Source organism: Ensifer sp. Root31 (assembly GCF_001424825.1).
Taxonomy (GTDB): Bacteria; Pseudomonadota; Alphaproteobacteria; order Rhizobiales; family Rhizobiaceae; genus Ensifer; species Ensifer canadensis.
The window spans coordinates 48,771-74,392 of record NZ_LMCO01000022.1; the positions used below are offsets into that span (position 1 = coordinate 48,771).

General features: G+C 57.9%; 26 protein-coding genes and 4 pseudogenes. 6 read left to right on the forward strand and 24 right to left on the reverse strand.

What is annotated here, in order from left to right:
* Positions 1-189: 189 nt before the first annotated feature.
* Positions 190-1,056: a helix-turn-helix transcriptional regulator gene (locus ASD00_RS19675; protein ID WP_057208491.1), complete on the reverse strand. Its 867-nt coding sequence runs from the start codon at positions 1,054-1,056 to the stop codon at positions 190-192.
* 85 nt (positions 1,057-1,141) lie between these two features.
* Here ASD00_RS19675 and ASD00_RS19680 point away from each other — a divergent pair, with 85 nt between their 5' ends.
* Positions 1,142-2,707 (forward strand): MFS transporter, encoded by a 1,566-nt coding sequence (locus ASD00_RS19680; protein ID WP_057208492.1) that lies wholly within the window; start codon positions 1,142-1,144, stop codon positions 2,705-2,707.
* A gap of 361 nt (positions 2,708-3,068) precedes the next feature.
* Here ASD00_RS19680 and ASD00_RS19685 read toward each other — a convergent pair whose 3' ends face one another.
* Positions 3,069-3,806 carry a YafY family protein gene (locus tag ASD00_RS19685; RefSeq protein WP_082523662.1) on the reverse strand — a complete coding sequence of 246 codons (738 nt, stop codon included), beginning with the start codon at positions 3,804-3,806 and terminating at the stop codon, positions 3,069-3,071.
* Between the two features lie 204 nt (positions 3,807-4,010).
* Here ASD00_RS19685 and ASD00_RS19690 point away from each other — a divergent pair, with 204 nt between their 5' ends.
* On the forward strand, positions 4,011-4,550 hold the full coding sequence (locus ASD00_RS19690; RefSeq protein ID WP_057208494.1) for a VOC family protein: 540 nt from the start codon (positions 4,011-4,013) through the stop codon (positions 4,548-4,550).
* Positions 4,551-4,913: 363 nt separating this feature from the next.
* On the opposite strand, the pseudogene ASD00_RS41815 reads toward ASD00_RS19690, so the two are convergent.
* Positions 4,914-5,184: pseudogene (locus ASD00_RS41815) on the reverse strand (LysR family transcriptional regulator); the annotation flags it as partial.
* A 117-nt stretch (positions 5,185-5,301) separates the two neighbouring features.
* Here ASD00_RS41815 and ASD00_RS19695 point away from each other — a divergent pair.
* From ASD00_RS19695 to ASD00_RS41820, 4 genes and pseudogenes are all read left to right on the forward strand, one after another.
* A complete protein-coding gene (locus ASD00_RS19695; RefSeq protein ID WP_057208495.1) occupies positions 5,302-6,006 on the forward strand; it encodes an SDR family oxidoreductase in 705 nt (234 codons plus the stop codon).
* A gap of 67 nt (positions 6,007-6,073) precedes the next feature.
* Positions 6,074-6,403 (forward strand): DUF1330 domain-containing protein, encoded by a 330-nt coding sequence (locus tag ASD00_RS19700; protein ID WP_057208496.1) that lies wholly within the window; start codon positions 6,074-6,076, stop codon positions 6,401-6,403.
* Positions 6,400-6,972, forward strand: coding sequence for a pyridoxamine 5'-phosphate oxidase family protein (locus ASD00_RS19705; RefSeq protein WP_057208497.1), 573 nt, complete (start codon positions 6,400-6,402; stop codon positions 6,970-6,972). Before ASD00_RS19700 ends, ASD00_RS19705 begins: the two co-directional genes overlap by 4 nt.
* Positions 6,973-7,108 (forward strand): annotated as a pseudogene (locus tag ASD00_RS41820) (3-oxoadipyl-CoA thiolase); the annotation flags it as partial. It abuts the gene before it with no gap.
* Between the two features lie 83 nt (positions 7,109-7,191).
* Here ASD00_RS41820 and ASD00_RS19710 read toward each other — a convergent pair.
* The 21 genes and pseudogenes from ASD00_RS19710 to ASD00_RS19805 form a co-directional block, all read right to left on the reverse strand.
* Positions 7,192-7,674, reverse strand: coding sequence for an RES family NAD+ phosphorylase (locus tag ASD00_RS19710; RefSeq protein WP_057208498.1), 483 nt, complete (start codon positions 7,672-7,674; stop codon positions 7,192-7,194).
* A complete protein-coding gene (locus tag ASD00_RS19715) occupies positions 7,671-8,102 on the reverse strand; it encodes an antitoxin Xre/MbcA/ParS toxin-binding domain-containing protein (protein WP_057208594.1) in 432 nt (143 codons plus the stop codon). Before ASD00_RS19715 ends, ASD00_RS19710 begins: the two co-directional genes overlap by 4 nt.
* A gap of 16 nt (positions 8,103-8,118) precedes the next feature.
* Positions 8,119-8,327, reverse strand: a pseudogene (gene repC, locus ASD00_RS41210) (replication initiation protein RepC); the annotation flags it as partial.
* A gap of 21 nt (positions 8,328-8,348) precedes the next feature.
* A pseudogene (locus ASD00_RS19720) lies at positions 8,349-8,498 on the reverse strand (IS6 family transposase); the annotation flags it as partial.
* 315 nt (positions 8,499-8,813) lie between these two features.
* The gene (locus ASD00_RS19725; protein ID WP_057208499.1) at positions 8,814-9,818 is read right to left on the reverse strand and encodes a branched-chain amino acid ABC transporter permease; all 1,005 of its coding nucleotides are present in this window, start codon (positions 9,816-9,818) and stop codon (positions 8,814-8,816) included.
* Between the two features lie 10 nt (positions 9,819-9,828).
* Positions 9,829-10,692: a branched-chain amino acid ABC transporter permease gene (locus ASD00_RS19730; protein ID WP_057208500.1), complete on the reverse strand. Its 864-nt coding sequence runs from the start codon at positions 10,690-10,692 to the stop codon at positions 9,829-9,831.
* Between the two features lie 4 nt (positions 10,693-10,696).
* Complete coding sequence (locus ASD00_RS19735) at positions 10,697-11,410, reverse strand: ABC transporter ATP-binding protein (protein WP_244496094.1); 714 nt, start codon at positions 11,408-11,410, stop codon at positions 10,697-10,699.
* On the reverse strand, positions 11,407-12,135 hold the full coding sequence (locus ASD00_RS19740) for an ABC transporter ATP-binding protein (protein ID WP_057208502.1): 729 nt from the start codon (positions 12,133-12,135) through the stop codon (positions 11,407-11,409). The genes ASD00_RS19735 and ASD00_RS19740 overlap by 4 nt, the downstream gene beginning before the upstream one ends.
* Before the next feature lie 65 nt (positions 12,136-12,200).
* Positions 12,201-13,475: an ABC transporter substrate-binding protein gene (locus ASD00_RS19745; RefSeq protein ID WP_057208503.1), complete on the reverse strand. Its 1,275-nt coding sequence runs from the start codon at positions 13,473-13,475 to the stop codon at positions 12,201-12,203.
* 344 nt (positions 13,476-13,819) lie between these two features.
* Positions 13,820-14,893 (reverse strand): AraC family transcriptional regulator, encoded by a 1,074-nt coding sequence (locus ASD00_RS19750; RefSeq protein ID WP_057208504.1) that lies wholly within the window; start codon positions 14,891-14,893, stop codon positions 13,820-13,822.
* Between the two features lie 533 nt (positions 14,894-15,426).
* Positions 15,427-15,738: a hypothetical protein gene (locus ASD00_RS19755; protein WP_156585694.1), complete on the reverse strand. Its 312-nt coding sequence runs from the start codon at positions 15,736-15,738 to the stop codon at positions 15,427-15,429.
* 16 nt (positions 15,739-15,754) lie between these two features.
* Positions 15,755-16,750: an ABC transporter permease gene (locus ASD00_RS19760; protein WP_057208506.1), complete on the reverse strand. Its 996-nt coding sequence runs from the start codon at positions 16,748-16,750 to the stop codon at positions 15,755-15,757.
* A gap of 13 nt (positions 16,751-16,763) precedes the next feature.
* A complete protein-coding gene (locus ASD00_RS19765; protein ID WP_057208507.1) occupies positions 16,764-17,765 on the reverse strand; it encodes an ABC transporter permease in 1,002 nt (333 codons plus the stop codon).
* A complete protein-coding gene (locus ASD00_RS19770) occupies positions 17,762-19,276 on the reverse strand; it encodes a sugar ABC transporter ATP-binding protein (protein WP_057208508.1) in 1,515 nt (504 codons plus the stop codon). The genes ASD00_RS19765 and ASD00_RS19770 overlap by 4 nt, the downstream gene beginning before the upstream one ends.
* Positions 19,277-19,331: 55 nt before the next feature.
* Positions 19,332-20,399, reverse strand: coding sequence for a TMAO reductase system periplasmic protein TorT (gene torT / locus ASD00_RS19775; protein WP_057208510.1), 1,068 nt, complete (start codon positions 20,397-20,399; stop codon positions 19,332-19,334).
* 256 nt (positions 20,400-20,655) lie between these two features.
* Positions 20,656-21,234 (reverse strand): MarR family transcriptional regulator, encoded by a 579-nt coding sequence (locus tag ASD00_RS19780; RefSeq protein ID WP_348272071.1) that lies wholly within the window; start codon positions 21,232-21,234, stop codon positions 20,656-20,658.
* A gap of 49 nt (positions 21,235-21,283) precedes the next feature.
* Positions 21,284-21,781: a cupin domain-containing protein gene (locus ASD00_RS19785; protein ID WP_057208511.1), complete on the reverse strand. Its 498-nt coding sequence runs from the start codon at positions 21,779-21,781 to the stop codon at positions 21,284-21,286.
* Positions 21,782-21,862: 81 nt separating this feature from the next.
* Positions 21,863-22,636 (reverse strand): coniferyl-alcohol dehydrogenase, encoded by a 774-nt coding sequence (locus tag ASD00_RS19790; protein ID WP_057208512.1) that lies wholly within the window; start codon positions 22,634-22,636, stop codon positions 21,863-21,865.
* Between the two features lie 43 nt (positions 22,637-22,679).
* Entirely contained in the window at positions 22,680-24,149 is a 1,470-nt protein-coding gene (locus ASD00_RS19795) for a benzaldehyde dehydrogenase (protein WP_057208513.1), read from the reverse strand.
* 252 nt (positions 24,150-24,401) lie between these two features.
* Positions 24,402-24,896 carry a carboxymuconolactone decarboxylase family protein gene (locus tag ASD00_RS19800; protein ID WP_057208514.1) on the reverse strand — a complete coding sequence of 165 codons (495 nt, stop codon included), beginning with the start codon at positions 24,894-24,896 and terminating at the stop codon, positions 24,402-24,404.
* A gap of 349 nt (positions 24,897-25,245) precedes the next feature.
* Complete coding sequence (locus ASD00_RS19805) at positions 25,246-25,509, reverse strand: hypothetical protein (RefSeq protein ID WP_156585696.1); 264 nt, start codon at positions 25,507-25,509, stop codon at positions 25,246-25,248.
* Positions 25,510-25,622 lie beyond the last annotated feature (113 nt).

The window sequence follows — 25,622 nt, forward strand, 5'->3', positions numbered from 1 at the left end:
AGAGCGGATGTCGGCGTTGAACGCCCTAACATCAACACGCCGATGCGCCAGTGCGATCTGCAAACCGGACGGGCGAGCCCCGTTGTCGGACCGATAATCCCGAACCAAGTCCGCTCTGCGCTGCCGCTGCTCATGATCGCCGAGGAGAGCGAGTTTTTGCTCCCCTCGCCTCAAGTATTTCTCTTGGTGTTACACCGCGTCAGTGTTGGATGGACGATCGGACCCATGATCGGCGTTCGGTGGGTTGTCGCTTCGACCGGGGTCTTCACTGGTGAAGTAGACGATCATCTTCAGATGCCGGTGTTCGTCCACGATCAGCATCTCATGGGCAAAGTCTATGCGAGTGCCGTCGGTGTTGAAGACAGTTGCGATGCCTCTGCTGTAGCTTCCCATCTCCGGCTGCTCGATCCAGCGACGAAAGTCTGGCGACAGTCTTTTCAAGTCATCGATCAGCGCGAGCATGGCGGGATCGTCAGGCGCGGTCGCCATGTCGGCGCGAAACTGCGCAAGCAATCGGGGCGCGTCCTCTCGCCACGCCGGCAAGCGGCGGCGCATGTCGGGATCGGCGAAAACCATCCGCATGACGTTTCGGTCGACTTGCTCCCGGCCAGAGAAATCGAAAAGGCTGTCCGCCACTTCGTTCCACGCGATCACATCCCAGCGCAAGTTGAGCACATAGGCTGGGCGCGTCACGAGGTCATCCAGCAATGCCTGGATCAGCGGGGTGACGGACGGCCATTGATACGCTTCCCGGGGCGGCGGGCGGCGATGCGCAAGGAGAAACAGAAGGCTGCACTTCGCGTCGTCCAGTCTCAGAGCTTTGGCGATCTTGAGCAAAAAGCTTTCGGAGACCTGAATGTCGCGGCCCTGTTCGAACCACGTATACCAAGTGAGCCCGACTCCTGCGAGCTGGGCTACCTCCTCGCGCCTTAGCCCCGGCGTTCGGCGGCCGCCGGTAGTCGGCAGGCCAATATCGGCGGGCGTAAGCATCGCCCTGTGGTGTTTCAGGAAATCGGAGAGGTCGCTTCGAGTGCGCGTGAGGGTTCTATCGGACAAAGAGTTGCTCGTAGTAATAGGATAATTTCTAATATTGTAACAGGCATATACTGCGTCGAATATCTGCCTCTGACAAGGAGGAGATATGACTTCCCATCCTGAAGTGGACTTTGCTCGTCCCGGCCCCGTCGGCCAGACAACGACGAAGCAGCCAGCAAAAGCCGGTATGCGTGAATGGCTCGGTCTGACCCTGCTCGCGCTGCCGACAGCGCTGCTGGGGCTAGACCTCACGCTCCTTCACCTCGCCCTTCCGGCGCTGGCGGCGGACTTGCAGCTTAACAGCACGCAGGCGCTGTGGATCATGGATGCCTATGGTTTCATGATCGCCGGCTTCCTCATCACCATGGGCACGCTCGGCGACCGCATCGGTCGTCGCAAGCTGCTGATGATAGGCGCAACTGCCTTTGCCATAGCTTCTATGTTTGCGGCCTTCTCGACCACCGCGACGATGTTGATCACGGCGCGCGCAGCGCTTGGAGTCTCGGCGGCGACACTGATGCCCTCGACGCTCGCGCTTATCAGCAACCTGTTCAAAGACGCCCGTCAGCGTGCGCTCGGGTTCGGTATATGGGCGACCATTTTCGGCGTGGGCTATGCGTTGGGGCCGGTCGTTGGTGGCTTACTGCTGGAGCAGTTCTGGTGGGGTGCGGCGTTCCTGATCGCGGTCCCGGTCGTCGGGCTTCTGCTCATCCTCGCGCCCTTCCTGCTGCCGGAATACCGCCCACCGAACAGCGAGAGACTGGACCTCACGAGTGTCGCGCTGTCGCTCGCTGCCATGCTGCCTGTGATCTACGGCATCAAGCAAATCGCCAAACATGGTTTGGTCACTGATGCGATCGGCGCAATCGTGGTGGGGCTGGCATTCGCCGTTGTCTTCGTCAAGCGGCAGCGGCGGTCGTCCGATCCTCTGCTCGACATGACGCTTTTTTCCAACAGCGCCTTTTCCGTGGCGTTGATTGTGCTGCTGGTTGGGCTTGTCCCCGTTGGTGGCGCGATGTTGCTCGTTGCCCAGTATCTCCAACTCGTGGTCGGATACTCTCCCGCTGCAGCGGGTCTCTCGATGGGGATGGCTGCGTTGGCAATGATTGCGGGTGGCGTCATCGCGCCGATTATTGCCCGGTACATCCGGCCAGGCTATGTCGTCGCTGCCTCGCTCATTCTGTCTGCGGTGGGCTATCTTTTACTGACGATAGTAAGCGACGATGCCTCTATCGGGGTGACGTTGGCCGTATCGGGGCTCGCTCTCGCCTATCTTGGCAATGGCACTATCGCTGCTCTCGGAACGGACCTTGTGGTGGGTTCGGCGCCACCCGAAAAGGCGGGCTCGGCCGCGGCCATGACCGAGACCGTGCAAGACCTCGGCATCTCTATCGGCATTGCCGTGCTCGGCAGCGTCTCGACGGCCGTCTATCGCCACATGATGGTAATCCACACGCCTGAAAGCCTCAGCGACGAGGCCCGCGAGGCAGTCAGCGACAGCCTGTGGGCGGCATTGGCCGTGGAGCCAGAATTGCCACTCGGCTTGATCGCGGACGCACAGGCTGCCTTCACGACGGGCTTTAACAGCGCGTCTGCTGTCAGCGCGATCAGCGTCGCGGTCCTTGCGGTCCTCGCGGCCGTGGCGCTGCGCCATGTCGGAAGGCTTCGATAACGGATACGGCGACTCTATCTCGAACCCAAACCCGTCACGAAGCGAAGCTCCGCCCTCTCACTCTTGGAGGGCAGGAAGGGCACGAAAACCTAAAGCCGGAGACGCGTACGCCGCGCTTCCGGCTTTACGGGGATCAGAGCGGCATGGTCGAGTAACTTCTTGGCTTGCCCTTCAGTACGAGCCGCGTGTCCCGGGCGTGCCGCGGGCGACGGCGGTTATGCCGCCGCACGAATGGCCTGCAAATCGTCGGCTCGCTTTCGCCGCTCGTACCCACAATCGCTCCAATTCCTTGGCCTCTGCACCAACATTTTCGACACGGCAAGATCAGCCGCATAACGGATGAAGCGGTCCGGACAGCGCGTTACGACAAAGAGCCCACCGGAAGTTCCCTGTCGCCCAGGCTTGACCAGTCACCTGCCCGCACGCCGAGTTCCGCCTGCCAGAGAAGCCGCAACGTATCGCCTTCGCCTTGGAACCATGCCGGGAGGGACGAGCATGATCGAATTCGATCTCCGCGGAAGCGCCGGAACGCGCCGCGCAACTCGCACCAAGCGACAATCACATGCGCCTCGACATCATAGATGAGCGCGATAGGCCGAACGATCCTGCGTGTCATCGCACCGTCCCGATCCCTGTAGTCGAGACGAAGCTTCTGCTCCTCGCGGACGGCTCGTCGAACGATGGTCACGTCGACATTGCTGGTCGTACCTAGACCATCGGGAGTGGCGTAGAGGCTGTCGGCATAAAGCGGCGCGCTAACGGACCTTGGAAGCACGTCCTGGATTTTTGCTCGCACCGTTTCGGCCGCGGCCTTCAGGCCTGCGTCGCCTGTCCGTTGCAGGAGGCACAAGGCGACGACAACGGCTTCGACCTCGTCGATGGAAAGCATGAGCGGCGGCAGCTCGAAGCCCGGCTGCATGACGTAGCCTATCCCTGCCTCTCCCTGAATAGGGATGCCCATCGCCTGTAGCGATGCGACGTCGCGATAGATCGTCCGTTTGCAGACCTCGAGCTTCTCGGCGAGATCCGCAGCCGTCTGTGGGCGCCGCGCGCCCCTCAACATTTGGATGAGTTCGAAAAGTCGACTCGTTCTTCTCATGGTGCCTCCTGGGCGTTTATCGCACAAGACTGCTGACAGGGTCATGTCAGCAGTCATTTGATATTCGAACGCCGCCTCTAATGAGGAATCTCAGATCAAGGAAAGGCAACGGTGGCTTGACGCAGGTCACCGGGGCCGCAACGCCTGTCCGCTTCATGCCCCTTGCTCAAGATAACGAACACACCGCTTACAAGAGGAGTAATCATGACACAGTCATCAGTGCCAGAGGGCTACAATACTATTAATTCCTTCATCATCGCCAAGGACGCTCTCAAGCTCATCGCGTTTCTCACCGAGGTGTTCGGCGCTGAAGAAGATATGAACAGCCACACCGTCGACTCCGACGGCTTGCTGCTTCACTCCGAGCTGACGATCGGCAACTCGCGCGTCATGGTCGCGGACACCAAGCCGGGCTGGCCCTATACGCCGGGCCTGCTGCAAATCTACGTCGAAGACGTCGAAGTGACCTTGGCGCAGGCAGTGAAGCTGGGTGGTGAGATTGTCACCAAGCCGACGGATTTTTACGGCGCCGTCCTGTCCCGCATGAAGGATCCCTTCGGAAACCTTTGGTGGGTCTACCAGCACAATCCTGCGGCCGAAACGAGCTGGGACCAAGTCGGGTCCGGCGACGACGCAGGCGCTTACACTTCACCAGGCGGCGATGAACAGTCTTGGGAGCCGAGCGAAGAGATGACCTATATTCACGATACCCTGCTGAAAGTGATGGAAGGCCTTAAGGCCTAACCATCCGCGCGGTGATGCGAACCTGTTTAGCGCCGTGCGTGCGCGAGAGCGCGAGAGGACACCTGTGCGTCCGCTAGTCCGAGCGTGGCATTCATGTCGGTCTCCCTGGAAGACGCACCACACTCGACTTTTTTGCTTAAGGACAAAAAAATGGGCCTGCGGAAAACCGCGGCCCATGAAGTGTGAAGGTCATAAAACCTCCAGAGGGGAACAGCTGATGCGGCGGCACTGGGAGGAGAAAGCCGCCATGTGCATCAGCTGCGAGCAGTATGCTCAATTTCCGACCAGATGGAAAACATTTATTGTGCAATGCAGCTATGCACGCGCCGCGTTCCTGCAAAACGTACGCCTGCAGCTTCACTGCTTCAGTTCGATGGTCGCTTGGGAGATGATCTCGAAGGCATGCCGAATGTCGGCAGTGTACTTCCGCCCCTCGCCAGTCAGCGCCAATGTTCTAGGCAGGCGTTCGAACCAGGCTAACCCCAAGATCCGCCTCCAGTCCGCGGACCTGCTGCGCGACGGTTCCTTGTGTTACCCCAGTTCTTCCGCGGCCAGCGGAAATTGGGATGCCTCGCGGCGACCCAAAAGCCTTGAGGCCATTCAGTGTTGGCAGATTTCCGACCGCACTTGTCATCCGATAGTTTTTCTCCTGGCAAATGAGACGATAACTCTTTCGATCTGGCTCGTAAGGCATGCTATTCCATCTCGAAACGTGAGCAATCAGACTAGAGCTTTTGGAAAGAACGATGACATGTCTGTAGAAAAAGTAGCGATCATTACAGCGGGTGGCAGTGGCATGGGGGCCGAGGCTGCCAAACGCCTCGCCGCCGACGGTTTCAAGGTCGCGATCCTTTCGTCGTCCGGAAAGGGGGAAGCGCTCGCCGCGGACCTCGGCGGCATCGGCATCACCGGTTCGAACCAAAACAACGACGACCTGAAGCGACTCGTCGAGACCACGATGGACAAGTGGGGCCGCATCGATGCCCTAGTTAACAGCGCAGGACATGGTCCTCGTGCGCCAATCGTGGAGATCACCGACGAGCAATGGCACACGGGCCTCGATATCTATTTGATGAACGTCATCCGGCCGGTTCGCCTCGTAACACCGATCATGCAGGCCCAGAAATCGGGCGCTATCGTAAACATCTCGACCGCGTGGGCCTTCGAACCCTCGTCGATGTTCCCGACCTCGGCTGTCTTCCGTGCCGGCCTTGCGTCCTACTCCAAAATTTACGCCGACACCTACGCAGCCGACGGCATCCGCATCAACAATGTGTTGCCTGGCTGGATCGATAGCCTGCCTTCCAGCGACGAACGGCGCGACAGCGTTCCGATGAAGCGCTACGGCACCAGTGCCGAAGTGGCCGCGACAATTTCCTTCCTGGTATCCGAGGGAGCCGGCTACATCACCGGCCAGAACCTCAGGGTCGATGGGGGGATCACCCGCGCAGTCTGACCCGGAATGTGAATAACGGGTTCTGGCAGGCGGGCCGGAACCTCTCCGAACACCGGGAGGGCAGCAATTGTCTGGATACTGGATTGTGCGAGGTGAGAACGTCAAAGACGACGAAGCCTTGAAAGCTTATAACGATATCTTCGCCGTCATCGCCAAGCGTTATCGCGTCGAGATCATTGCGGGTAGGGACCGGGTGGAAACCGTTGAAGGGACCCACTATCCCCGCCAGTTCATCCTGCGTTTCGACAGTTTCGAGACCGCCAAAGCCTGTTACGTCGATCCCGGGTATCAGGCATCGCTCGAACTCGCGAAGCGGGCATACTCTCGTGAGCTATCAATTCTTAAGGGGGCTGACAGTGTTCCTATCGCCATTTCGGGACAGGAGGCGGCTCGGTGAATCTTCTCCAACTCGACGCGTCCGCCTGGAGCGAACTTGAGAACGCAGCCGTCAATCCGGATTCAGGCTTCAGGCAAGTTAATCTGTGCTCCGTCAATACGTCCATGCGACCCCAGGCGCGCATGGTCGTGCTGCGTCGTGCAGACGAGCGGAGCCGTCTCCTTGAGTTTCATACCGATGTTCGAAGCCGCAAGTGGCGGGAGATAAGATTCAATCCTTTCACCACCATCCTTGGATTCTGCGGTAAGTCCCGCCTGCAGCTTCGTCTCCAGGGAATGGCGGAGCTTCATGGACCCGGCAGTGAACAGGCAGACCGAGCCTGGGACCAACTCTCAAGATGGACCCGAAGCACCTATGCCGGCGGGCCTCCAGGGGACGTATTGAGCGACGAAACACCCTCCCCCCCCAATGCCACAGTCGAGTCTGGCGGGAAGTCGGTATTTGGCGTGATAACGTTCCGCGCCGAAGCCTTGGATTGGTTTCGATTAGGACGGGAGAACAACCGGAGAGCCGAGTTCATCTACAATGATGCGGGCGAACTCGTGACCTCTCGCTGGATCAATCCGTGAAAATTGCCGACGCCATTCCGCGTCAATGGCACAGTGACCGCCGGCAATACGCCCAGCGTCAACGACGGGGCGGCCCGCGCTCGTCCTTGCCTCCGACCGCGCTGTCGAACGCTACGGCCTTGAGGCCCTCGCCCGGACGACGGAGTGGCAACAGTGGGTGTTGCGCTGCCTAGGCCCCTCCCCACCAAGAAACTACGTCCTTAACAGGGACGACCGCTATCACGCTCCGAACAACCGTCTATCCCAATAGACGGGTTGATGAAGGCTCATAGTGATGTTCGAGAACTCAGGATGAGTGGGGTTGATGAGGATGTTATTGTCGAGTCTGGCGACAACGCTTGGCACTATCAGGATGACACTGCGCTTTCGCAAACACCAATCCTCCCCGAACTGCTTGCTGGCGGCCGCCGGCATGGTATCCCAGCCAGGTAGGGCCGCCGCAGAAAATATCTCGTAGGTCAGCCCCCTGGGAATTGTCACCCGGACATAATGCTGGTTTGGTGGTAGCCGTCCACTGCCGTGAACAAGTTTTTCCAGGACAGCCGTGGAATAATGTTCACTGGTGTAAATAACCGGGCTCGCCGGCGTGTTCCACCGTCCCGGCGCTATTGTGGAACCTGTCGCATCAAAGATAGGATAAGCCCCATTCGGATCGCCTATTCGGAAGGATGACAGCGTTCGATCAAGAACCTGAGCCGTCACGCAGCGCTTCCGTACTTCAAGCTGGCGAGGATCTCCAAAACCAGTTCGGCCCCTATCTCATTTTGAATGACCACGTCGATCGGCGCTCTATCATCGAGCATGGGATGGCTCCTGAACAGAAAATCTCGCGCGGCCTCCGGGCTCTGCCAGACATCCACAGCGAGATTCCATATCCGCGCAACACGCGCGACCCTCATTCCCTCGTCCGGTGACAGACGCTGGCTTATCTTACGTCGCTCCAAAGTGGCCTTAGGCACGAATCGATACTTGAAATGTCCGTCATTGGGGGCCAGTAAATGAGAAACACGCTCAAGTACGGCGATCGGCAGCCCACCCTCGATTCGCGAAATCAGTCCGAGTGGTGACCGCGCCGCCGTTTCTCTTGCCGGAAGACCGAGCACGTCCGCAACTCTCTCAAATGCCAGCATGATCATATCCTCAATCTCAGTTGAGTTTAAAAATAGCCTCATTTGGGCGAGGGCGCAATCTCAGCAAAAAAGTAAACCGAGCGGGCCACGCCTGATCCACCACCCCGCCTTGCAGCGCCGGCACAAGCGAAAACTCCCCACGTTCCGCCTTTCGCCTCAGGTCACGCAGATATCCGCCGGCGGAATTGATGTGACCTGCCCTTCGAGAATGCAGGCCATCGTCGCAGTCGTTCAGGATCCCATTGAGATCGTTTCATAAGAGACGACAATTCCGCGCTCCAGCAGCATTTCCTCGACAAGGCGTAAGCTCAGCGGAAACCTGAAATACAGCCAGACCGCATTCGAGATGATCTGTTGCGGGAAACGGTGGCGCTTGTAGCTGACGGCTGTCTTCATCCACCGTCTCTAGACCCAATTCACTGATGCCCCGATGCCGCGTTTACGTGCAACACCAACCGGTAATCTTCAAAATTGACCCGCACCAGCTCATTCAGGGATCGCACATATCCGCTGTTCATTGGCCGAGTTCGAGGCTCAGGAGGATGAATGCACATCGGGAAGGCGGTTGCCACCATCCTCGCACCGTGGCTCCTGTTCTCCTATCGTCGCCTATTTCCTGATTTTCCAGCCCGATAGCGGAAGCTGATGTCGGTTCCAGAGGACGGCTTAAATGGTGGACTTTCAAGATCTTAGCAATTCTTGTTTCATTGCTCATTGAGAGGTTGATCGTGGCGGCCGTTGCCTGAGCGGCAACAGTTCGTCGGACAGGTAGCGGCGCATGAGGCCCCAGAGCCCTTTCGGCTCGACGAGAACCACGACAACGGCAAGCATGCCAAGCGATATGAGATACCAAACCCCGAGCCCTTGGAGGTATTGCCGCAGGACGACGAAGACGATGGTTCCGATGATTGGGCCTTCGAGACTCTTAATGCCGCCGATCACCACGATGAAGAGAACGAATATCGTCCAGTCCAGCATCGAAAACGACGACAAATGCGATATGCGCAACGTCTGCAATGTGACCAGGACGCCCACGAGGCCCGTGAACGGCGCCACGACCAGATAGCTCAGGATACGCGCGGCTGGCAAGTTCACGCCTGCCGTGACGGCGCCCTCCTCATCGTCGCGCATCGCCAGGAGAGCAAGCCCGACACGCGAGCGCATGATGAGCCAGATGCCGAAAAGAATAGTGACTGCCGTGGCCAGAACCATGAAGTAGATAGTCATCTGGCGAATGTCGTTGCTGGCGCCGAAGCGTTTCACGAATGACACGGGCAAGGCCATGCCCGATCCGCCGCCGAAACTGTTCAGGCGGCTCGCGACTAGCAGGAAGACTTCAGCCACGACCCAACTGCCGACCGCAAGATAGGCTGCGCGCAGGCGGAATATGATGGCCAGAATGATACCCCCGGCGAGAAGGCTGAACAGCATTGCCCCGACAATCGCCACCGGGATGGGGAGCTTGGCCAGGATGACGAGCCCGAAGAAGGCATAGGCGCCCACACCGACGAGAGCATGCTGCCCGATGACGACAAGGTTGGAATAGCCGGCAAGCAGGTTCCACAGCATGGCCAGCGAGAGTATCGTCAGCGCCTGCATCATCAACTGGATATCGGCTGGTCCCAACGCAAAGGGCACCACCGTCAATCCCGCAAGCACAAGCACCAGCGCGAGACGCAAAGCCCAGGTCAAAAAACCGGCAAAAGTCGTCGTCATGGCTTACCTCTCAGGTTCTTGGAAAAAGTCCGTTCGGGCGAAGCACGAACAGGGCGAGGAAGGCGAGATGCCCTCCAAGAATCTGGAACGCCGAGTCGATTGATGCCCCCACCGTTTGCGCAACGGCGATAAGGATTCCGGCGAAGAGGACACCCCAGTAACTGCCCAGCCCCGCCAGCACGACTACCTCGAAGGCGACAAGCAGACGGCTCGGCCCGATCGACGGATCGAAATTTGTCCAGATCGCCATGAACGTGCCCGCGACTGCGATGGTCACGCCGACGATCGCCATGACCGCGGCCTGAAGCCGCTTGACAGGAAGACCGTTGAGCCGCCCGGCGGGAAGATTGTCTGCAATCGCCCGGATCGCAATCCCCAGCCGCGTGTGGTGCAGCAGGCGGTCGAGCAGGAAGATCGACAGGATTGCGGCGACAAAGATCATGAGAGGCACGACGCCCAGATAGACGCCCGGTAGGAGCGGAATCGATGCCGCTTCGAGGCCACCTGCCAAGACACGCTGCGGATCGGCGCCGAAGCCGGCAAGCAGGGAATTCTGGATGACGATCGACAGTCCGAAGGACACGAGGATGACCTGCAACTCCCCCAGGCTGGCCGCTCTCTGGAATACCCCCAGCTGCAGGAGCCAGCCGAGGCCCATGCCTACCGGGATCATGAGAATTGCAGCAATCAGTATCGGAAGGCCGAGCGCGTGGGAGAAGGTCAGAAACAGGAACGAAATCAGCACGATCATGTCGCCGTGAGCGATGTTGACGAAACGAAGCACCCCGACCGAGACCGCAAGGCCGAGCGCATACATCGCATAGAGCCCGCCTAGCATCACTGCCTGAAGTGCCTGATTGAGAATGTCGGACATGGTGTCAGCTCCCGAAATAGTGTTTTGCGACGGTGTCGAGGTTGACTTTTTTCGTATCCCCTGAAAGAGCGATCCGGCCTTCCAGGAAACAGTAGAAGTGGCTGCCGAAAGCGAGGGACCGGCTGATATCCTGCTCGACGACAACGATGCCGATACCTCGCTCGCAGATGCGTGGCAGGATTGCGTACAGATTGTTCACCACGATGGGCGCCAGACCCAGGCTGATTTCGTCGCACAGCAGGTATTTCGGATTTGCCAGGAGCGCCCGGCCAATGGCGACCATTTGTTGCTGGCCACCCGAAAGCTCGCGCGCCTTTTGCCGCCGTCGCTCCTTCAGGATGGGGAACCAGTCGTAGATATCCGCAAAGCCCAACCCGCCGCCACGCCCGACCTGCAGCCCAATGTCGAGGTTTTCCTCGACGGAAAGCGATGGAAACAGCCAGCGGCCCTCCGGCACCAATGCGACGCCCTTCCTGATGATCTCGGCGGTCGTCAACCCGACCAGCTCTTCTCCGTCCAGGCGGATGCTTCCCGATACCGTGCCCGCCTGACCGATTACCGCCTTGAGTGTCGACGACTTTCCCGCCCCGTTTGCGCCGATAAGGGATGTGATCTGCCCCCGTCGCGCCTGGAGCGACACGCCATGCACAGCATGGAAGTTGCCGTAGTGCACATGAACGTCACTCAGGTGCAGCGCATTGCCCGCCGACATTGTCATGCGCTGACCCCCTGGCTGATTTCGCCCATGTATATTTCCCGGACCTTGCCGTCCCCCAAAACGGCTTGCGCGTCGCCGCTGGCGATGATCCGCCCTTCGCCCAGCACTACGAGCCGCGTCGCGACGCAGGTAAGCGCATGAATGACGTGCTCGATCCAGATCACCGTGACACCATGGGCATGGACTTTGCGGATGATATCGAGGAGCGCATTGCATTCCGCATCGGTCAGCCCGCCGGCGATTTCATCGAGAAGCAGAAGCTTCGGTTGCACCGCAAGTGCCTTAGCCAGTTCGAGCCGCTTGAGATCGAGAAGCCCAAGCGAACCCGCCGGAAGTTCAGCGCGATGCATCAGACCAGTCATTTCGAGCGCCGAGGCGGCCAGGGGCCGCGCCGCGGAGATGGAGCATCCTGCGCCATGAACCGCGCAGACCAGGGCGTTCTCGTAAACGGACATACCGCGAAAGGGCCGCGGAATCTGGAATGTTCGACCGATCCCAATGTGGCAGCGCGTCCAAGGCGGTGTGCGGGTTATGTCGTTTCCCTCATAGGCGATCCTGCCTGACGAAACGCGAAGGTTGCCGTTGATAAGGTTGAAAAGTGTACTTTTTCCCGCTCCGTTCGGGCCGAGTACTCCCACGATTTCCCCGCGTTCGACCGACAGGGAGACATCCGTGAGAATCTTCAGAGCCCCGAAATTCCTTGAAATGGAAGAGAGTTCCAGCATCGCAAATTTTCCGTTGAAACCGGTTCTGCAGCGCCGGCAGCGCGGACGCCGCCGGCGCCGTTCGATCAGGCATAGGGGATGGGGAACGGCGCACGGTCCACGGGAATTCCCGGCGCCTGGGAGTTGTCGACCACATACATGTCGAGAAGGTAGGGCGAGCCGTTGGCTGCATCGTCCCATTGCACCATCACGACACCCATGTGCGACGAATTGGGCAAACTGCCGGTCGAGAAGTCCACGTTGCCGATCAGGGTCTGAAGGCTCGTGGCCTTAAGAGAGTTCCGTATCGAGGCTCTGTCGTCCACGTTTTCGCAGCGGCGAAGTGCGTCGATCATGACCTCCAGCATCGCATGGGTGGAGCCTAGCGTGGCGGCCCATTGCCGCCCGGCAGCGGCTTCGTAGGCGTCGATGATTTCGACCGCATTCTGCCCCGTGATCGTGGAGCGGAACGGATAAGCCCTGGAAAACCAGATCGGCACGCTGACGCCCCGGGCGCGTTCGCCCAATGGCTTGATGGACGGCGGATATTCGCTCGACTTGGATGCTATCATGACCTTGGGCTGGAAGCCCTGCTGGGCGCACTGATCCCAGAACAGCGTGAAGGCCGGCGGCGGCACGACACATTGCGCCAGTTCCGCATTTGCGGCCTTGAAGGCAGAGATTTGCGTGGAATAGCTAGATGCCGGCAGATCAAACCGGCCAGGATCTACTATTTTATATCCGGCGGCGCCAAAGGTGCCTGAGAAGGCATCCGACAGCGCGATGCCGTCCGCGTCGTTCGGCCAAAGGCCGCCCATTACCTTGTTGGTCTGGATCTTGTCGATGAAGGAGAGTATCGACTTGGCATACGTCGGGCCATCGAAAAAATGGATGAAGGTCCATTCGAAGCCGACCTTGGGATCGCCACCGCGACCGAAGAACCAAGGCTCCACCGGTAATGCTGTCGAAAGACTGGGTACGCCGTTCAGTTCGCACTGGTCCGATGCCGGGTTTGCTGTCTCAGGGCCACCGTAGCTCAAAATCATGTCCACGCCGTCGCGCTGGATGAGCTCCAGCGCGACCTCGGATGCCCGGTTTGGGTTGGACTGGGTGTCCTTGACGATAATTTCGAAGGGATACTCGCGGCCGGCGATTGTAATCTTGTTGCCCATCGCTTTCAGAATTTGCTCGACGACAAATCCGGTCGGCTCAGCGAAAGCAGCCATCGGGCCGGTCTCGGGGGAAACGATGCCGATCTTGACGGCACGCTCGCCAGCTAGGGCTGGGCGGGACAGGGATACCGTCGCCAGAAGCGCGACCCCAGCCTTTAAGACACTACGTCGGTTTACTGCCATCTCCATATTCGCCTCCCATGCGAAATGTCATTCGAAGTGATTTTCCCAGGATCGTTCGTCGCCGGCCTGGACCGACTGCCCTGCCCGAATGCACGCTTGTCCCTGTGCCTTGGCGTGGCGCAGGGGCGTTTGCTTCTTCTGAGAAGGATAGAAAAGTGGGTCGCGAACAATCGTCGCTAACGCGCGGGACCGTGAAGTAGCCGGAGCCGGCCTGCCCAGGATAACATCGCAATGTCACCGGCGCGGCGAGAAGGCGTCCTATCGTCCAGCATATCTGATCCTCCGTATCAGCTTTCCGATTAGAGAGAACAGGGGCGTTAGGCCAGCAACAGAACCGTCAATTTCCGATATCAGACCTGCAAGCCAAGGTATTTCGGGCTCTTCTTCGGCTCGCGAAAACGCTCCGCCTCCGGACGCAAAACTCCTAATAAATTTTGCTGGAATTGCGCCACGGCCTGAACGTCGATGACACGCCGATTGCGGTATTCGGTCGGAGTCTCGCCGGTGACCTGACGGAAGACGCGAGCGAAATGGCTTGCACTGGAGAAGCCGAGATCAAAAGCGATGGTTTCTATCGATTGATGACGCTCGCATAACAGGCGGCGGGACTCTTTAATCCGCAACTGGTTCGCAAAGCGCGCCGGCGTCATGCCGAACTGCCGCTTGAAATTCCTCAGGAGCGAGGATTCGCTCATGCATGCAATGCGGGCCAGCTCTTCGTTCAGAATAGTGTTCGAAAGATCCTTGCGGATCATTCTGACCGCTGCCGTAATGCCGTTGTCCATCCCGTCGGCCTCCTTCATTTCCAGGAGGTCGCGGCTGCGCGATTGCAGGAGCGACATCAACATCTCGTCGATCCGAGCGTCGATACGCATGTCACGAAACATCGGATCATCCTGGCGGAACAAATCCATCATCATCTCGAGCCCCAGAACATCTGCATCGCTGCCGCGCAAGATCGAAAACTTGCGCCAGTCAATTCGTGCGCTCAAGCTGGAGCCCGCCGATGAAAGCTGATGGTTCAGACGCGAAACTATATTGTCCATCCGTCCCGTCTCAATCTCGATGCAGTCGCATGTGATCGGCGCGTCTGCTCGGGCGGCTCCGAGATCTATGTGGATTTCCGTATCCGGCGGGACGTATAACGCATCGCCCGTCCGGAAGCCGAACGCGGTGCTGTTTCCAACACTCATGACCTTGAAGCCATCCGTCAATCTGCAGATGGTCGGATTCGAAAAGCGAAGCAGGACTATCGCCGGCGTATTGGTATAATATCGCGCAGCTTCGGAATGGGCCGTATAGTGCGCCGTCCGATGTTCGACGAGCTTTTCCACTTCTATCGACGAGCTTCCTACTTCCATCGTGGCCGGCAGATAGATCGAATGACGTTCGGCCCTGTCAAAGGCGGTGCCCTCACATCCCATGATTTCCTCCTCAACCAGGAAATGCCAAGCTGGGCAACGACAGACGCCGGAAGCATGTCAAGCTTGATTTCGCCGGATCGAATTCGGCCGCCGTCGGCGGCGCAGCCCAGCAGTGTCTGGCATACATGAGCGATACTCCCTCGCAAGATGTCGTGTCGGCCGCGATGTTCCGCGCGAAAAGATCGTCCAAGCCTATGGGCACCATGAAAACCTGGTTGCTCCAGGTTCAGAAAATTGTGAACGCGTGCACCTCCCGGCAGGTCAATCTCCCCAGGACGACACCTACAGTGTCGACCCTTGTCCCGACAGCCCGGGCGTGCCGCGTTTTCCGTCAGGTTCGTGACGCAGGCGCCAATATGCCGGGACCGTTCTCGTCACACTGCCCAAACACGCCGATCGCCCACACCGAGATAGAGCGTTTCCCATAAACACCGGATCGAGGTAACGCTCTATCTCTTTGATTTTACGCAAAACCGCTCAGCATTTTTGCTGGAATTGCACTAGGTTGATGGCATCCAGTACTTGGCACGCAACTAAGCCGGGCGCGCGATTTGCTTCCAAATGTCGATGATCACCGAACTTACAATCAGCGAGACGCCGAACCACGCCAGACTGCTATTGTAGGTATCGATTCCGAATAGATGCTGAGCGCTGCAATAGTCGGCCAAGAACACGCAGACGCTGTCAACTGAAAGAGCGCAGCCCAGGATCTCAGTCCGCACGCCGGCGGACGTTTGCCAAATGGGACCGTACACCGCCCACCACCAGAAAATCGCCGAGAATAGGAAGACAAATCCGCCAGCACAGGCAGCAACTGCAATGTTTCTGATTACGATCGAGTTCATATCCATCACCCCAGGGTTAAGACCTACCCGCTCGCCGAACTGCGAGAACACCCGCGACGATGATCAGGATGCCCAGCGTCATCGGTTGGGCGTAGCCGTTTGCGCGTACGATGTTCATGCCGTTTGATAGGATCGTCACGAAGAGTGCCCCGACAAGGCAGTTCCAAATTGTGCCACTTCCGCCAGCGAGGGAGACGCCACCAACGACGACCGCGACGATTGATTGTACTGTAAGCATCGCGCCCCCAAGCGTCGGCTCACCTGATCCGACCCTCGCCGTCAAAAGTAAGGCCGCGAGGCCCGTGAGCAGCCCCCCGCCCACATGGGCCGATATCACGACGTTTGATACTCGAATGCCGGCTACACGCGCGGCGCTTGGATTGGACCCGACGAGGTAAAGTGCGCGGCCAAGTACCGTGTGTTTCAAAAGGAAATGCCCGCCTACGACAACAACGACAGCCACCAGAATCGCGCTTGGAACTCCAAAAAGCGGCGCCCCAGCAAAGATGGTCGTCAGCGACGCGGGCAACCCCGCGATGGGGATGCCTTGGGAGACTGTAAGCGCCAGGCCAAGGCAGATATTGAAACTGGCCAGAGTGGTAATGAAAGGATCGATGCGCAGACGCGAAATCGCGATGCCGTTAATCAGGCCAACTACCACGCCCGTCCCAAGCGCCACAGCAGTCGCCACCGCAACGACAACCAGTCCGGAATATCCCGATGCGACAGCCACAACGGCCATCGAGCTCAGAACGCTCGCCAAGGAGACGACGGTTCCAATCGACAGGTCAAATCCTCTGACGATGATGGGAAGCATCTGAGCAACTGCCACAACAAACAGGAGGCTCGTTTGCAATCCAATGTTGGCAAGGTTCTCGAGCGAAAACATGCGTGGCTCGAAAAATGCAAAACAGAGCGCGAGCGCAATCAACGCGGCCAACGGCGCCATCTCGTTCAGATGATCGCGCAACACATCCTTCAGGACCGCTGCTTTGCCAGTATTCGCTGCCATTTCAGTTTCTGAGCTAGGCAAGATCACGATCAGTTCTCCCAGAAAGATAAGCTGCGCCGAAGAGGATGAAGCCGACCGCGACGGTCAGCAACCGACTATCCATCCCGACAAGGTTCAACCCATTCGTGACGATGACGAGCAGCAGGGCGCCAAGGAAAATAAGCTCAGGCCGCGCCCGGCCACCCTTGAGGACAGTTCCGCCAAGGATCGCGCCGGCGATGCTATCCATCAGGAAAGACTGCCCCAGGCTCGGATCACCCGAACCTACCTGGGCGGTCAAAAGGAAGCCGCATAGACCCGCCAACATCGAACAAATCGTGTAGGCACTCAACTCGGTGAGATCAGTGCGCACTCCCGCAGCTTTAGCTGAGAGTGGCGAGCTGCCTATAGATCGCAGATGCCGTCCGAAGGGCGTCAAGTACCAGAAAAAAATGGTCACGACCAAACACGCGGCATAGATGTGAACCTGCAGCGGCAACCCCAGTGGGCGGCTCCGAGCTATATCATGCGTGAGCAGCGTCGGCAGGCCGTAGATCGGCGTGCCTTGAGTGAGCCAGGACGCGAAAGCCGCCAGCAAGGTCCAAGTGGCAAGCGTTGCCACCAGAGGAACCAGCTTCAAGCGTGTTATCAGCAACGCATTGAAGAGGCCGACCAACGCGCCTACCCCCAGGCTGACCGCGCCCCCGACCAGAACCACAACGGCTTCGTGTCCAACGAAGATAGGCATCAGCTCAACCATTGCCATTGCGGCAACCACGCTGGAGAGGGCAATGACAGCTGCGATCGATAAATCCAACCCACCAACAGCGATGACGAACATCTGGCCAGTCGCCACAATCGCGATCAAAGAGGCGTTTCTGAGAATGTTGGAAACATTGCCCATTCCCAGAAAGCGCGGGGCTAAAAGTGCGTACGAACAGCTCAGTGCGGCGAGCAAAAGCACGGTCGTCAAGCCGCGCCCCGGTCGCCACAATGCCGGTGCTGCGGGCCGAGCGGTTGCGATGACCTGGCTCATATCTGTGCTCCCACTTGGCTCGAAATCTGGAATATTGATCCCAGAATATTCGCATCGCTTATACTGTCGCCGCGCAACTCGCGGACGGGACGTCCAGCGTGCATGACGTAAACCCTATTCGAAAGATGGACGATCTCATTGTTGTCCGAAGAAATCAGGATGACGCCAGCGCCTCTTGCCGCAAAGTCGACGATGACGCGGTAGATTTCAAAGCGGGCCCCGACATCGACACCGACGGTCGGCTCGTCAAATATCAGCACATTGAAATCACGGGTCAACGCACGACCGATGACCACTTTTTGCTTGTTTCCGCCCGACAAAGCTCCGGCGATAGCTTCGATATTGCGTGGCCGAAGCCGTAGAGTATCGGCGATCTTGCCGGCCAGCGTTCGTTCCGACTTCAGCCTCAGAACAGCAGAACGCGATACCGAACGATGGCGGAGCGCGGCCATCGTCATGTTGTCGCGAACGGACCGCGTTGCAGCCAATCCATCCCGGCCGCGGTCGGCAGGAAAATAGCAAAGTCCCGAACGGATCATGTTGCGGGGAGTCGGCTTCTCGTGAGACCTGCCGCGGAATTCGATTTGGCCAGCAGCGAGCGGCTCCAGGCCGAACAGCGCTCGCCCTAGTTCGCTCTTCCCGCAACCGACGAGCCCAGCTATTCCGACAATTTCGCCGGCTCTCACTTTCAAGTCCGTGGCGACAACAGCCCCACATGCGGTTTGTATGCCGGATGCCCGCAACAAGATCTCTCGTGCGGGCTCCGGCTTGTCGGGAAATAGGGTCCCCACCTCCCGGCCCGTCATCCCCTGCACCAATTCCGAATCCGAAATGCCGGCCATCGACCGAGTAAAGACATGTCGGCCATCGCGAAGAACTGTTATACGATCGGCCAGACGTCGCAATTCGTCCATCCGGTGCGACACGTAGATTATCGCAACGCCCCGCACTCTCAGGCGCTCGACTGTTTCAAACAGCTTGGCCGCTTCATAGTCCGTCAATGAGGCTGTTGGCTCATCCAGTATCAAAACTTTGGGTAAGATGAGCAACGCTTTGGCGATCTCCACCATCTGTCTGGCCGAGCGCGGCAAATCCCCAACAACGGTTGATGGATCCACGACAAATGACAGGCTCGATAGGATGTCTTTCGCTGCCTGACGCATCAGTCGATGTTGAAGAATCCCGAACCTCTTTGTCTCCCGCCCCAAGAACAGATTCTCTGTCACCGACAGGTCCGGAGCGAGTGAAAACTCTTGGAATACGGAAGACACACCGAACATTCTGAGATCGGCGGGCGAAAGATTGGAGCCGTCCTGACCGTTCAGTACATATTCGCCCGAAGTTGGCTTCTGAAGTCCGGCAATGATGTTGATCAGTGTGGACTTGCCGGCCCCGTTCTCACCCAGAAGTGCATGGACCTCGCCCGGGAAAAAGCCGACCGTAACGTTGTCCAAGGCTTGAACACCAGGATAGCGCTTACTGATGTTTCGGAGCTCTGCTATTGGCTGCATAATGGCCTCCCTAATCGGTGCAAGAGGCGCGCTGGGCACGCCTCTTGTGCCACCGCTATTCGACTGAAAAGATTGGCTGAAACCCTTCCGGCGCGAAGGCGCGCCTGAGATCGACGCTGCCAATGTTTTCGACAGTCAAGGCTTCCAGCACGGGTCGAACTTCGCCATATTGACCACCGCTCTTTTCGAGCTTCTGGACCGCCAGATCCACGGCTACTTGAGCCATGGCGACCGGCCATTCCACGGTCGCGGCGTAGACATCGCCATTCTTGATGCCGTCCAGAATAGCGGCACTGCTATACCAGGTAGCCACCTTGACCTCGCCGCCTCTTCCAGCATCTTCAATCGCACCACCCGCCACTTCAGCAGTTACCGCCGCGCCAAAGATCATGTCGATGTGATCATACGTTTGAAGTGCATCTTCAACGAGCCGGAGCTGTTCGCTCTTGCCCAGATCTCCGTATTTGACGTCGAGAATCTTCACGTTGCTCGACTGTACCGCCTTCGCAAAACCGGCAGCAGCCGCTTCGGCAAATCCAGCACCGGCAGGGCCAGGCATTACCACGACCTTCGGCTCCTTGATCGTCTTCAGATATTTAAGGGCCTGAGTGCCGCCGATGTACCCGCCCATCTCGGGATCGTTCAAAACGTGGGCATCAACTGGGGCGTCGGGAATTGGATTGGCGAGTGCAATCTGGACGACACCCTTGCTCTTCCCTTCCTGAACCTTCTTTGTGACGCCAGCCTGAGAAATGGCAGAAACAATAATGGCGTCAGCGCCGATCGCCAGGCAGTCGTCATATTGGGCGACCTGACGCACAAGGTTTCCGTAGCCGCCCGCCTCGAACACGGTCAACTTCACGCCCAGGCGCTCAGCTTCCGCTACCAGCCCATAGTCGATAGCGACCCACCAGCTATCCTTCATATGAGGCAGTATTGCGCAAATGTGCCAGCGTTTGACCGCCTTTTCGGGCGGAACAAAGTCGACCATCCGTTTCGACCCCGTGGACCAGTCCTCGACGGTCCACGGCCACCATTTGTAGTCATCCGCAGCAGCCGCCGTGACGGTCGCGACCGCCGCCAACAACCCAAATCCTGTCACCCGCGAAAAACGCTTGTGCATTATTCCTCCTCCCAGCTTTTTAGCCGTGTCGCATCACTGAGCGACGCTCCCTTTGTTGAGGCGACCCATAGAAGGGTCACCAAATAATCAGTATACTTACCATCTCCTTTATCGCTTGCCGCATTCTATGCCTCCACACGAATTCGGAACGATTGGTAATACGATATATCGCCACGTGGAGGCGCATATTGGTCCGGGCACAGCACCGCCCACTTCACAATGAAATGCCAGGAAGTTCCTGGCATTGTTCATATCGTCAGGGTTCCTTGACCAAGCGCAAAGGCGCGCGAGAAAGTTCGTTCGCCCCGTCGGCCGCCTTTCTCAAGAGCTTGAGAAAGGTCGCCTTTTCCTTTGTGTCCAAACCTGAAAGAATCGCGCTCTGGACTTCCTCGACCATGGAGTCTATGCACCGAATGGCTTCGACGCCCGAGGGTTGAAGAAACAACTGCCGGACTCGCCGGTCGTTGGGACTCACCTTGCGAATGACGAACTTCTTTTGCTCAAGACGATCGATCACGCCACCGATTGTAGTGCGATCGTAGGCAATCGCGCCAGCCAGCGTGGTTTGATCGATACCTGAATACCGCTCAATCGCCTTTAACGCAGCATACTGAACCGAGGTCAGATCATATCCCGCTCGAGCAGCTGCTTCTACGAACACCGACGCTCCAACCTGCGCCATGCGGCGCACTAGGTGTCCTGGCATATTGTAGAGTTCCAGGTCGTCAGAATTTGCCAAAGTCCACCACCATTCTGATTGTCTTGGCGGGTACATGCTCATGGCTATGTGGTGCAAAGTGTGCGGCATATTGCAAGTTCGTTTTTTCGAACCCATGACACTTCACCGCCTGCACGAAATCAAACACGAGCCCCCGTCGTTTTGCTCACTTGGCGAAAACAGTAACCTCTTCCTGTTCTCCAAGTACGTGGAATGCCACGATTTCAGCAGGCAAGGTATCGCTGACGTTCTCGGCGATCAGGTGAACAGCGCCAGGATGTTCGAAAAACGTTTGACCCGGGCCGTAGACATGTGCCGGTTCGCCCTGGAGCTGAGAGCGGATCATTCCGGAAACGACGTAGACGGAGACGGTGCCGCCATGGGTGTGAGCGCCGGCGCAAGCGTTCGGCGGGAAATGAACACGGGCGATAATGGCTCTGTTTCCCGGCAGCTGACCAAGCGGGTCAATTCGAACAACCTCGGGCAACTCCCTCGGCCGGCTCGGATCGCATAAGTTGCTCGCGGTTTCGTCGATACTGTCAACAGATTCTTTCTGGCCCAGGCTCACAATGGCCCCCGCCGCAACCATCGCGGCAAGCACCACTCCGCCGAGTATTGGCAATAGGGGGCGAACATGCCTCCCTCCTATCGTTGTAGAACTCATCAGATCCTCCCAAACTTCAGGCTCAATTAGAAATGGCCGCGATCGCTCAGTTGCAAGGGGAGCACCGCGGCCTCCCTATTCTCAAAGGGCGTGGATCTCGGAAAGAATGTGAGCGCTCATACCGCCGTCGGTCGGAATGTTTGCGCCCTTGATCCATCCGGAACCGTCGCTGAGCAGAAAGGCGACAACCGGGGCGATGTCACTTGTGCGCCCAGGGCGGTCCATTACCTTCATATCCTCTTCAACGCGCTCTCCAAGCGTTTTGACGAAGTCGGCCAATATCGGCGTTTCGACTGGGCCGGGGCTGACGGCATTGACCCGAATGCCACGATCACGCCATGTCCAACGGTTTTTAATCGTCCAAACGATGACCGCTTCCTTCGAGAAGAAATAGCTTCGATTGGCATCGATGCCAAATTTCTTGCAGAACTCCGGTACATCATCGAAATCAAGGCTTTCGGAAGCCTTGATTGCTTCCAGGCCGTTTGGCCAACCGATGCCGGCCAGTGACGCGATGCTTACGATTGACGCGTTGTCTGCAAGCTTCGGCACGAGCTTTTCGGTCAGATACCTAAGCCCGACAACGTTGACTGCAACAACCTGTTCAGGCGGGCGCGTTGGCGGAACACCGGCGATGTTTGCCAATCCGTCCAAACCGGACGGAAGGGCGGACACGAGTTCATCGATCGAATCCCGGCGTGAGAGATCTGCAGTGTAGAAACTGTCGACGTTGGTCGCCGGCTTGTTCAGATCAACGCCGATAACTGTACCACCTTGCTCCTTGATGACGCGGGCCGTCTCAGCGCCAATACCAGACGCCACTCCCGTAACTACGATTTTCTTTCCAGCGAGCATAATTGCCTCCCTTCTATTTTGATAATCTAACGAAGCCAAAACGTCACATCGGATAGCGTGGCGCTTCATCTCGGATGGTGACCCAGAGCCATTCGCAAAATTCCTCCCAATTCGCCGGCCCGCCAATGCGGCTGCCGTTACCGGATGCTCCACGCCCGCCGATCGGATTCACGACATCGTCTGCAATCGTTTGATCGTTGATATGGAGCATTCCAACATTGATCTCGTTGCCGAGGCGCAGTGCCCTTTGAATTGACTGGGAGATAACAGCCGCGGACAAGCCATAGTCACCGCTGTTTGCCAGCTCAGCAGCCTCGTCGTCCGATTTGAATGTGGTAACAATTGCGATCGGCGCGAAGACTTCTTCATTGAACGCACGCATTTCTGGTGTAACGCCCACAAGCACGGTGGGCCGCATGTACGGTCCGTCTGTGGTGCCGCCGGCGACGATTTTCGCACCCTTTGACACAGCGTCATCGATGATCGCCTGAGCCCTAGACAACTGGTTCGCGTCGATGATTGGACCTAGAGCGACCGCACCACTCATGGGATCGCCGTAGGGAAGTTGTTCAGCCCTTTTCTTCAGAGCATTTATGAACTCGTCGGCGATCCGCTGATGGACGAGGATACGTCCAGTCGCCATGCAGATTTGACCCTGATGAAGATAGGCTCCCCAAGAAGCATTAGACGCTGCCACTTCGAGATCGGCATCGTCCAAAATAATCAAGGTATTCTTGCCCCCAAGCTCGAGCGACAGCTTTTTCAGATGACGCCCAGCCAATTCGCCGACCAGCCTGCCGGTCTTGGTCGAACCGGTGAATTGGATCATCGAGATGTTCGGATCGACGCAGAGCGCCGTCCCCGTTTCGACGTGGCCAGGCAGCACATGCAACAGGTCGGCGGGCAGCCCCGCTTCTATCAACAAGCTAGCAAGCAAGAAGCCACCGGAGACGGGCGTTCTGTGGTCCGGCTTCAACACCACAGCGTTACCGACGGCCAATGCCGGCGCAACGGCCCGCGTCGACAAATAGAGCGGAAAGTTAAACGGTGAAATGACGCCGACGACCCCGACCGGGACCCGTTTGCAGTAACTGATCCTCCCAAATTCGCTTGGCAGTACATGGCCCTGTGGCTGGGACGTCATGCTCGCGGCCAGGCGCAGCGCTTTCACGGTGATTGAAAGCTCAAACTCCGCCTTGGCTCGAATGGAGCCTGCCTCTCGAACAAGCCATTCTATCAGCTCTTCGCTGTTTGCCTCCGCCAGATCTGCGGCCCTGACCAGTATGGACGAACGGACACCATAGTCTGTCCGCTCCCACTCCCTTTGTGCCTGCTTCGCCGACAATGCCGCCTTGGCTACATCGCGACCGCTGGCGATGCCAACCTCGGTAAGTGCATTTCCGGTCGCGGGCTCCTTCACTGGTGCGACTTCCTCCGAGCTCTTCCAGCCGCCCGAAAAGAAAGCACCTCGCCAAACCGTTTCCTGAATCAGCTTGTTGCTGCGCACATCCATTCTCGTTTCCTCCCTATTTGGCCTGCTAAACCCGCGATGCTCACTTCCGTTATGAACGCTGCGCGGCAAGCAATCCTTACTTAAGCAGTATACTCATCATCAGTATACTGTCAATATCCTCGATGGCTCTTGCTGCCTTTGGCGGATTGCCCGAAACCCTTGTTTTCTCGTGCGGCAAAGGATGTGAATGTCGCTGTCCATTTGCAGAACAGCAAGTCGTCCAGTACTGACAGGGCTAGGCAGTCCACCTTCTTAATCAAACTTGCCGGGAGCAGGTGAACAAGTGGCGGCCGCATGATCCAACACAGCCTTGGGCTCGGCCCGGAAGCTAATAGCCATTCTGTTGTAGGCATTCATGAGCGAGATTGCGATCGTCAGATCGACGAGTTCCTTGTCATTGAACACCGCGCGCGCTGCTTGATAGTATTCGTCCGGAACGGCCGTTTCAGCCACCCGGGTTACGCACTCAGCCCACGCAAGCGCTGCTTGCTCGCGCTCATCAAACAGGCTTCGCGCTTCACGCCATACCTGTACAAGAGCAATTTTCTCGATTTTCACGCCCTTCTTGAGCAGATCGCGTGTGTGCATATCGATGCAATATGCACAACTGTTAATCTGAGAAACGCGAAGGTAAACCAGCTCGACCAACACTGAAGGAAGGTCCGCCTGCGAAATGTAGCCATAGACGCCGCCTAGCGCCTTCGCGCCGGACGGCGCGACGTTATTGTAATCAATACGAACACTCATATTAGACCTCCATATTGACCCAAAGTTGTTGGGTTGTCTGTCTGTCACTAAAGCCTGGCGAAGCGCCAGGATGCCGGGTGGAAGCCACCAGATTGCCCAAAGACGTCCAGAGTGACTTCAGTTTCTGGCGTCCAGTTTTTTAAAGAAGACCCGGCATTTCGCCGTCTCCATAGATACGACTTGTGCGGCATGCGTTTACGCGATTTCTCCCGCGTTCCTGATATAGTATGTACACTTACCATCAGCTTACTGTCAATTAGAATAATCGCACGAAATTTTATTCGAGAAGCTGTACGAACGAGAATTCCGGCGGATGCTTACGTTTGGCAGGCGAAGTGACGGTAGGTCATCACGCCCGTAGCTCTGCGGCCGTATCGTGCAGCATCAACGCATCAATGACGTGAGCCGGCGCGTTGTGGACGGCGGCTAGCGCTCGTGCCACGCAATGCGGATCACGTCTCAGCCCGCGGAACCGGGCAAGCGCAAGGCTGACCCGTCGAGCGGCATCGGGTTGCGGGGCTGGCGGATGCTGGAGTGCCGCAACTATTTGCTGGATGACGGAACCCGCCAGCAATAGGGCAAAGCCGCGATCGATTACCGCATCGCGGCTCATGTCCGTCTTGTCGGCCCAGCTTACAAGGCGCAGTATCCGGTGATGCAATCGTGTGCGTCAAACTTCCCTTCTAAGGGCCGCCATTTCCCACAACAGGTCGTTTAGGCCTCCTC

Coding starts and splice junctions, on each gene's coding strand:
- ASD00_RS19725 (WP_057208499.1), bottom strand. CDS start 9,818: ATGACGACGACTTTTGCCGGTTTTTTGACCTGGGCTTTGCGTCTCGCG.
- ASD00_RS19780 (WP_348272071.1), bottom strand. CDS start 21,234: ATGGGTTCGAAAAAACGAACTTGCAATATGCCGCACACTTTGCACCAC.
- torT (WP_057208510.1), bottom strand. CDS start 20,399: ATGCACAAGCGTTTTTCGCGGGTGACAGGATTTGGGTTGTTGGCGGCG.
- ASD00_RS19685 (WP_082523662.1), bottom strand. CDS start 3,806: ATGAGAAGAACGAGTCGACTTTTCGAACTCATCCAAATGTTGAGGGGC.
- ASD00_RS19765 (WP_057208507.1), bottom strand. CDS start 17,765: ATGAGCCAGGTCATCGCAACCGCTCGGCCCGCAGCACCGGCATTGTGG.
- ASD00_RS19715 (WP_057208594.1), bottom strand. CDS start 8,102: ATGCTGGCATTTGAGAGAGTTGCGGACGTGCTCGGTCTTCCGGCAAGA.
- ASD00_RS19740 (WP_057208502.1), bottom strand. CDS start 12,135: ATGCTGGAACTCTCTTCCATTTCAAGGAATTTCGGGGCTCTGAAGATT.
- ASD00_RS19730 (WP_057208500.1), bottom strand. CDS start 10,692: ATGTCCGACATTCTCAATCAGGCACTTCAGGCAGTGATGCTAGGCGGG.
- ASD00_RS19735 (WP_244496094.1), bottom strand. CDS start 11,410: ATGACAATGTCGGCGGGCAATGCGCTGCACCTGAGTGACGTTCATGTG.
- ASD00_RS19790 (WP_057208512.1), bottom strand. CDS start 22,636: ATGCTCGCTGGAAAGAAAATCGTAGTTACGGGAGTGGCGTCTGGTATT.
- ASD00_RS19690 (WP_057208494.1), top strand. CDS start 4,011: ATGACACAGTCATCAGTGCCAGAGGGCTACAATACTATTAATTCCTTC.
- ASD00_RS19695 (WP_057208495.1), top strand. CDS start 5,302: ATGTCTGTAGAAAAAGTAGCGATCATTACAGCGGGTGGCAGTGGCATG.
- ASD00_RS19770 (WP_057208508.1), bottom strand. CDS start 19,276: ATGCAGCCAATAGCAGAGCTCCGAAACATCAGTAAGCGCTATCCTGGT.
- ASD00_RS19755 (WP_156585694.1), bottom strand. CDS start 15,738: ATGAACTCGATCGTAATCAGAAACATTGCAGTTGCTGCCTGTGCTGGC.
- ASD00_RS19800 (WP_057208514.1), bottom strand. CDS start 24,896: ATGAGTGTTCGTATTGATTACAATAACGTCGCGCCGTCCGGCGCGAAG.
- ASD00_RS19680 (WP_057208492.1), top strand. CDS start 1,142: ATGACTTCCCATCCTGAAGTGGACTTTGCTCGTCCCGGCCCCGTCGGC.
- ASD00_RS19805 (WP_156585696.1), bottom strand. CDS start 25,509: ATGAGCCGCGATGCGGTAATCGATCGCGGCTTTGCCCTATTGCTGGCG.
- ASD00_RS19760 (WP_057208506.1), bottom strand. CDS start 16,750: ATGGCAGCGAATACTGGCAAAGCAGCGGTCCTGAAGGATGTGTTGCGC.
- ASD00_RS19745 (WP_057208503.1), bottom strand. CDS start 13,475: ATGGAGATGGCAGTAAACCGACGTAGTGTCTTAAAGGCTGGGGTCGCG.
- ASD00_RS19750 (WP_057208504.1), bottom strand. CDS start 14,893: ATGGGATGTGAGGGCACCGCCTTTGACAGGGCCGAACGTCATTCGATC.
- ASD00_RS19795 (WP_057208513.1), bottom strand. CDS start 24,149: ATGGATGTGCGCAGCAACAAGCTGATTCAGGAAACGGTTTGGCGAGGT.
- ASD00_RS19785 (WP_057208511.1), bottom strand. CDS start 21,781: ATGAGTTCTACAACGATAGGAGGGAGGCATGTTCGCCCCCTATTGCCA.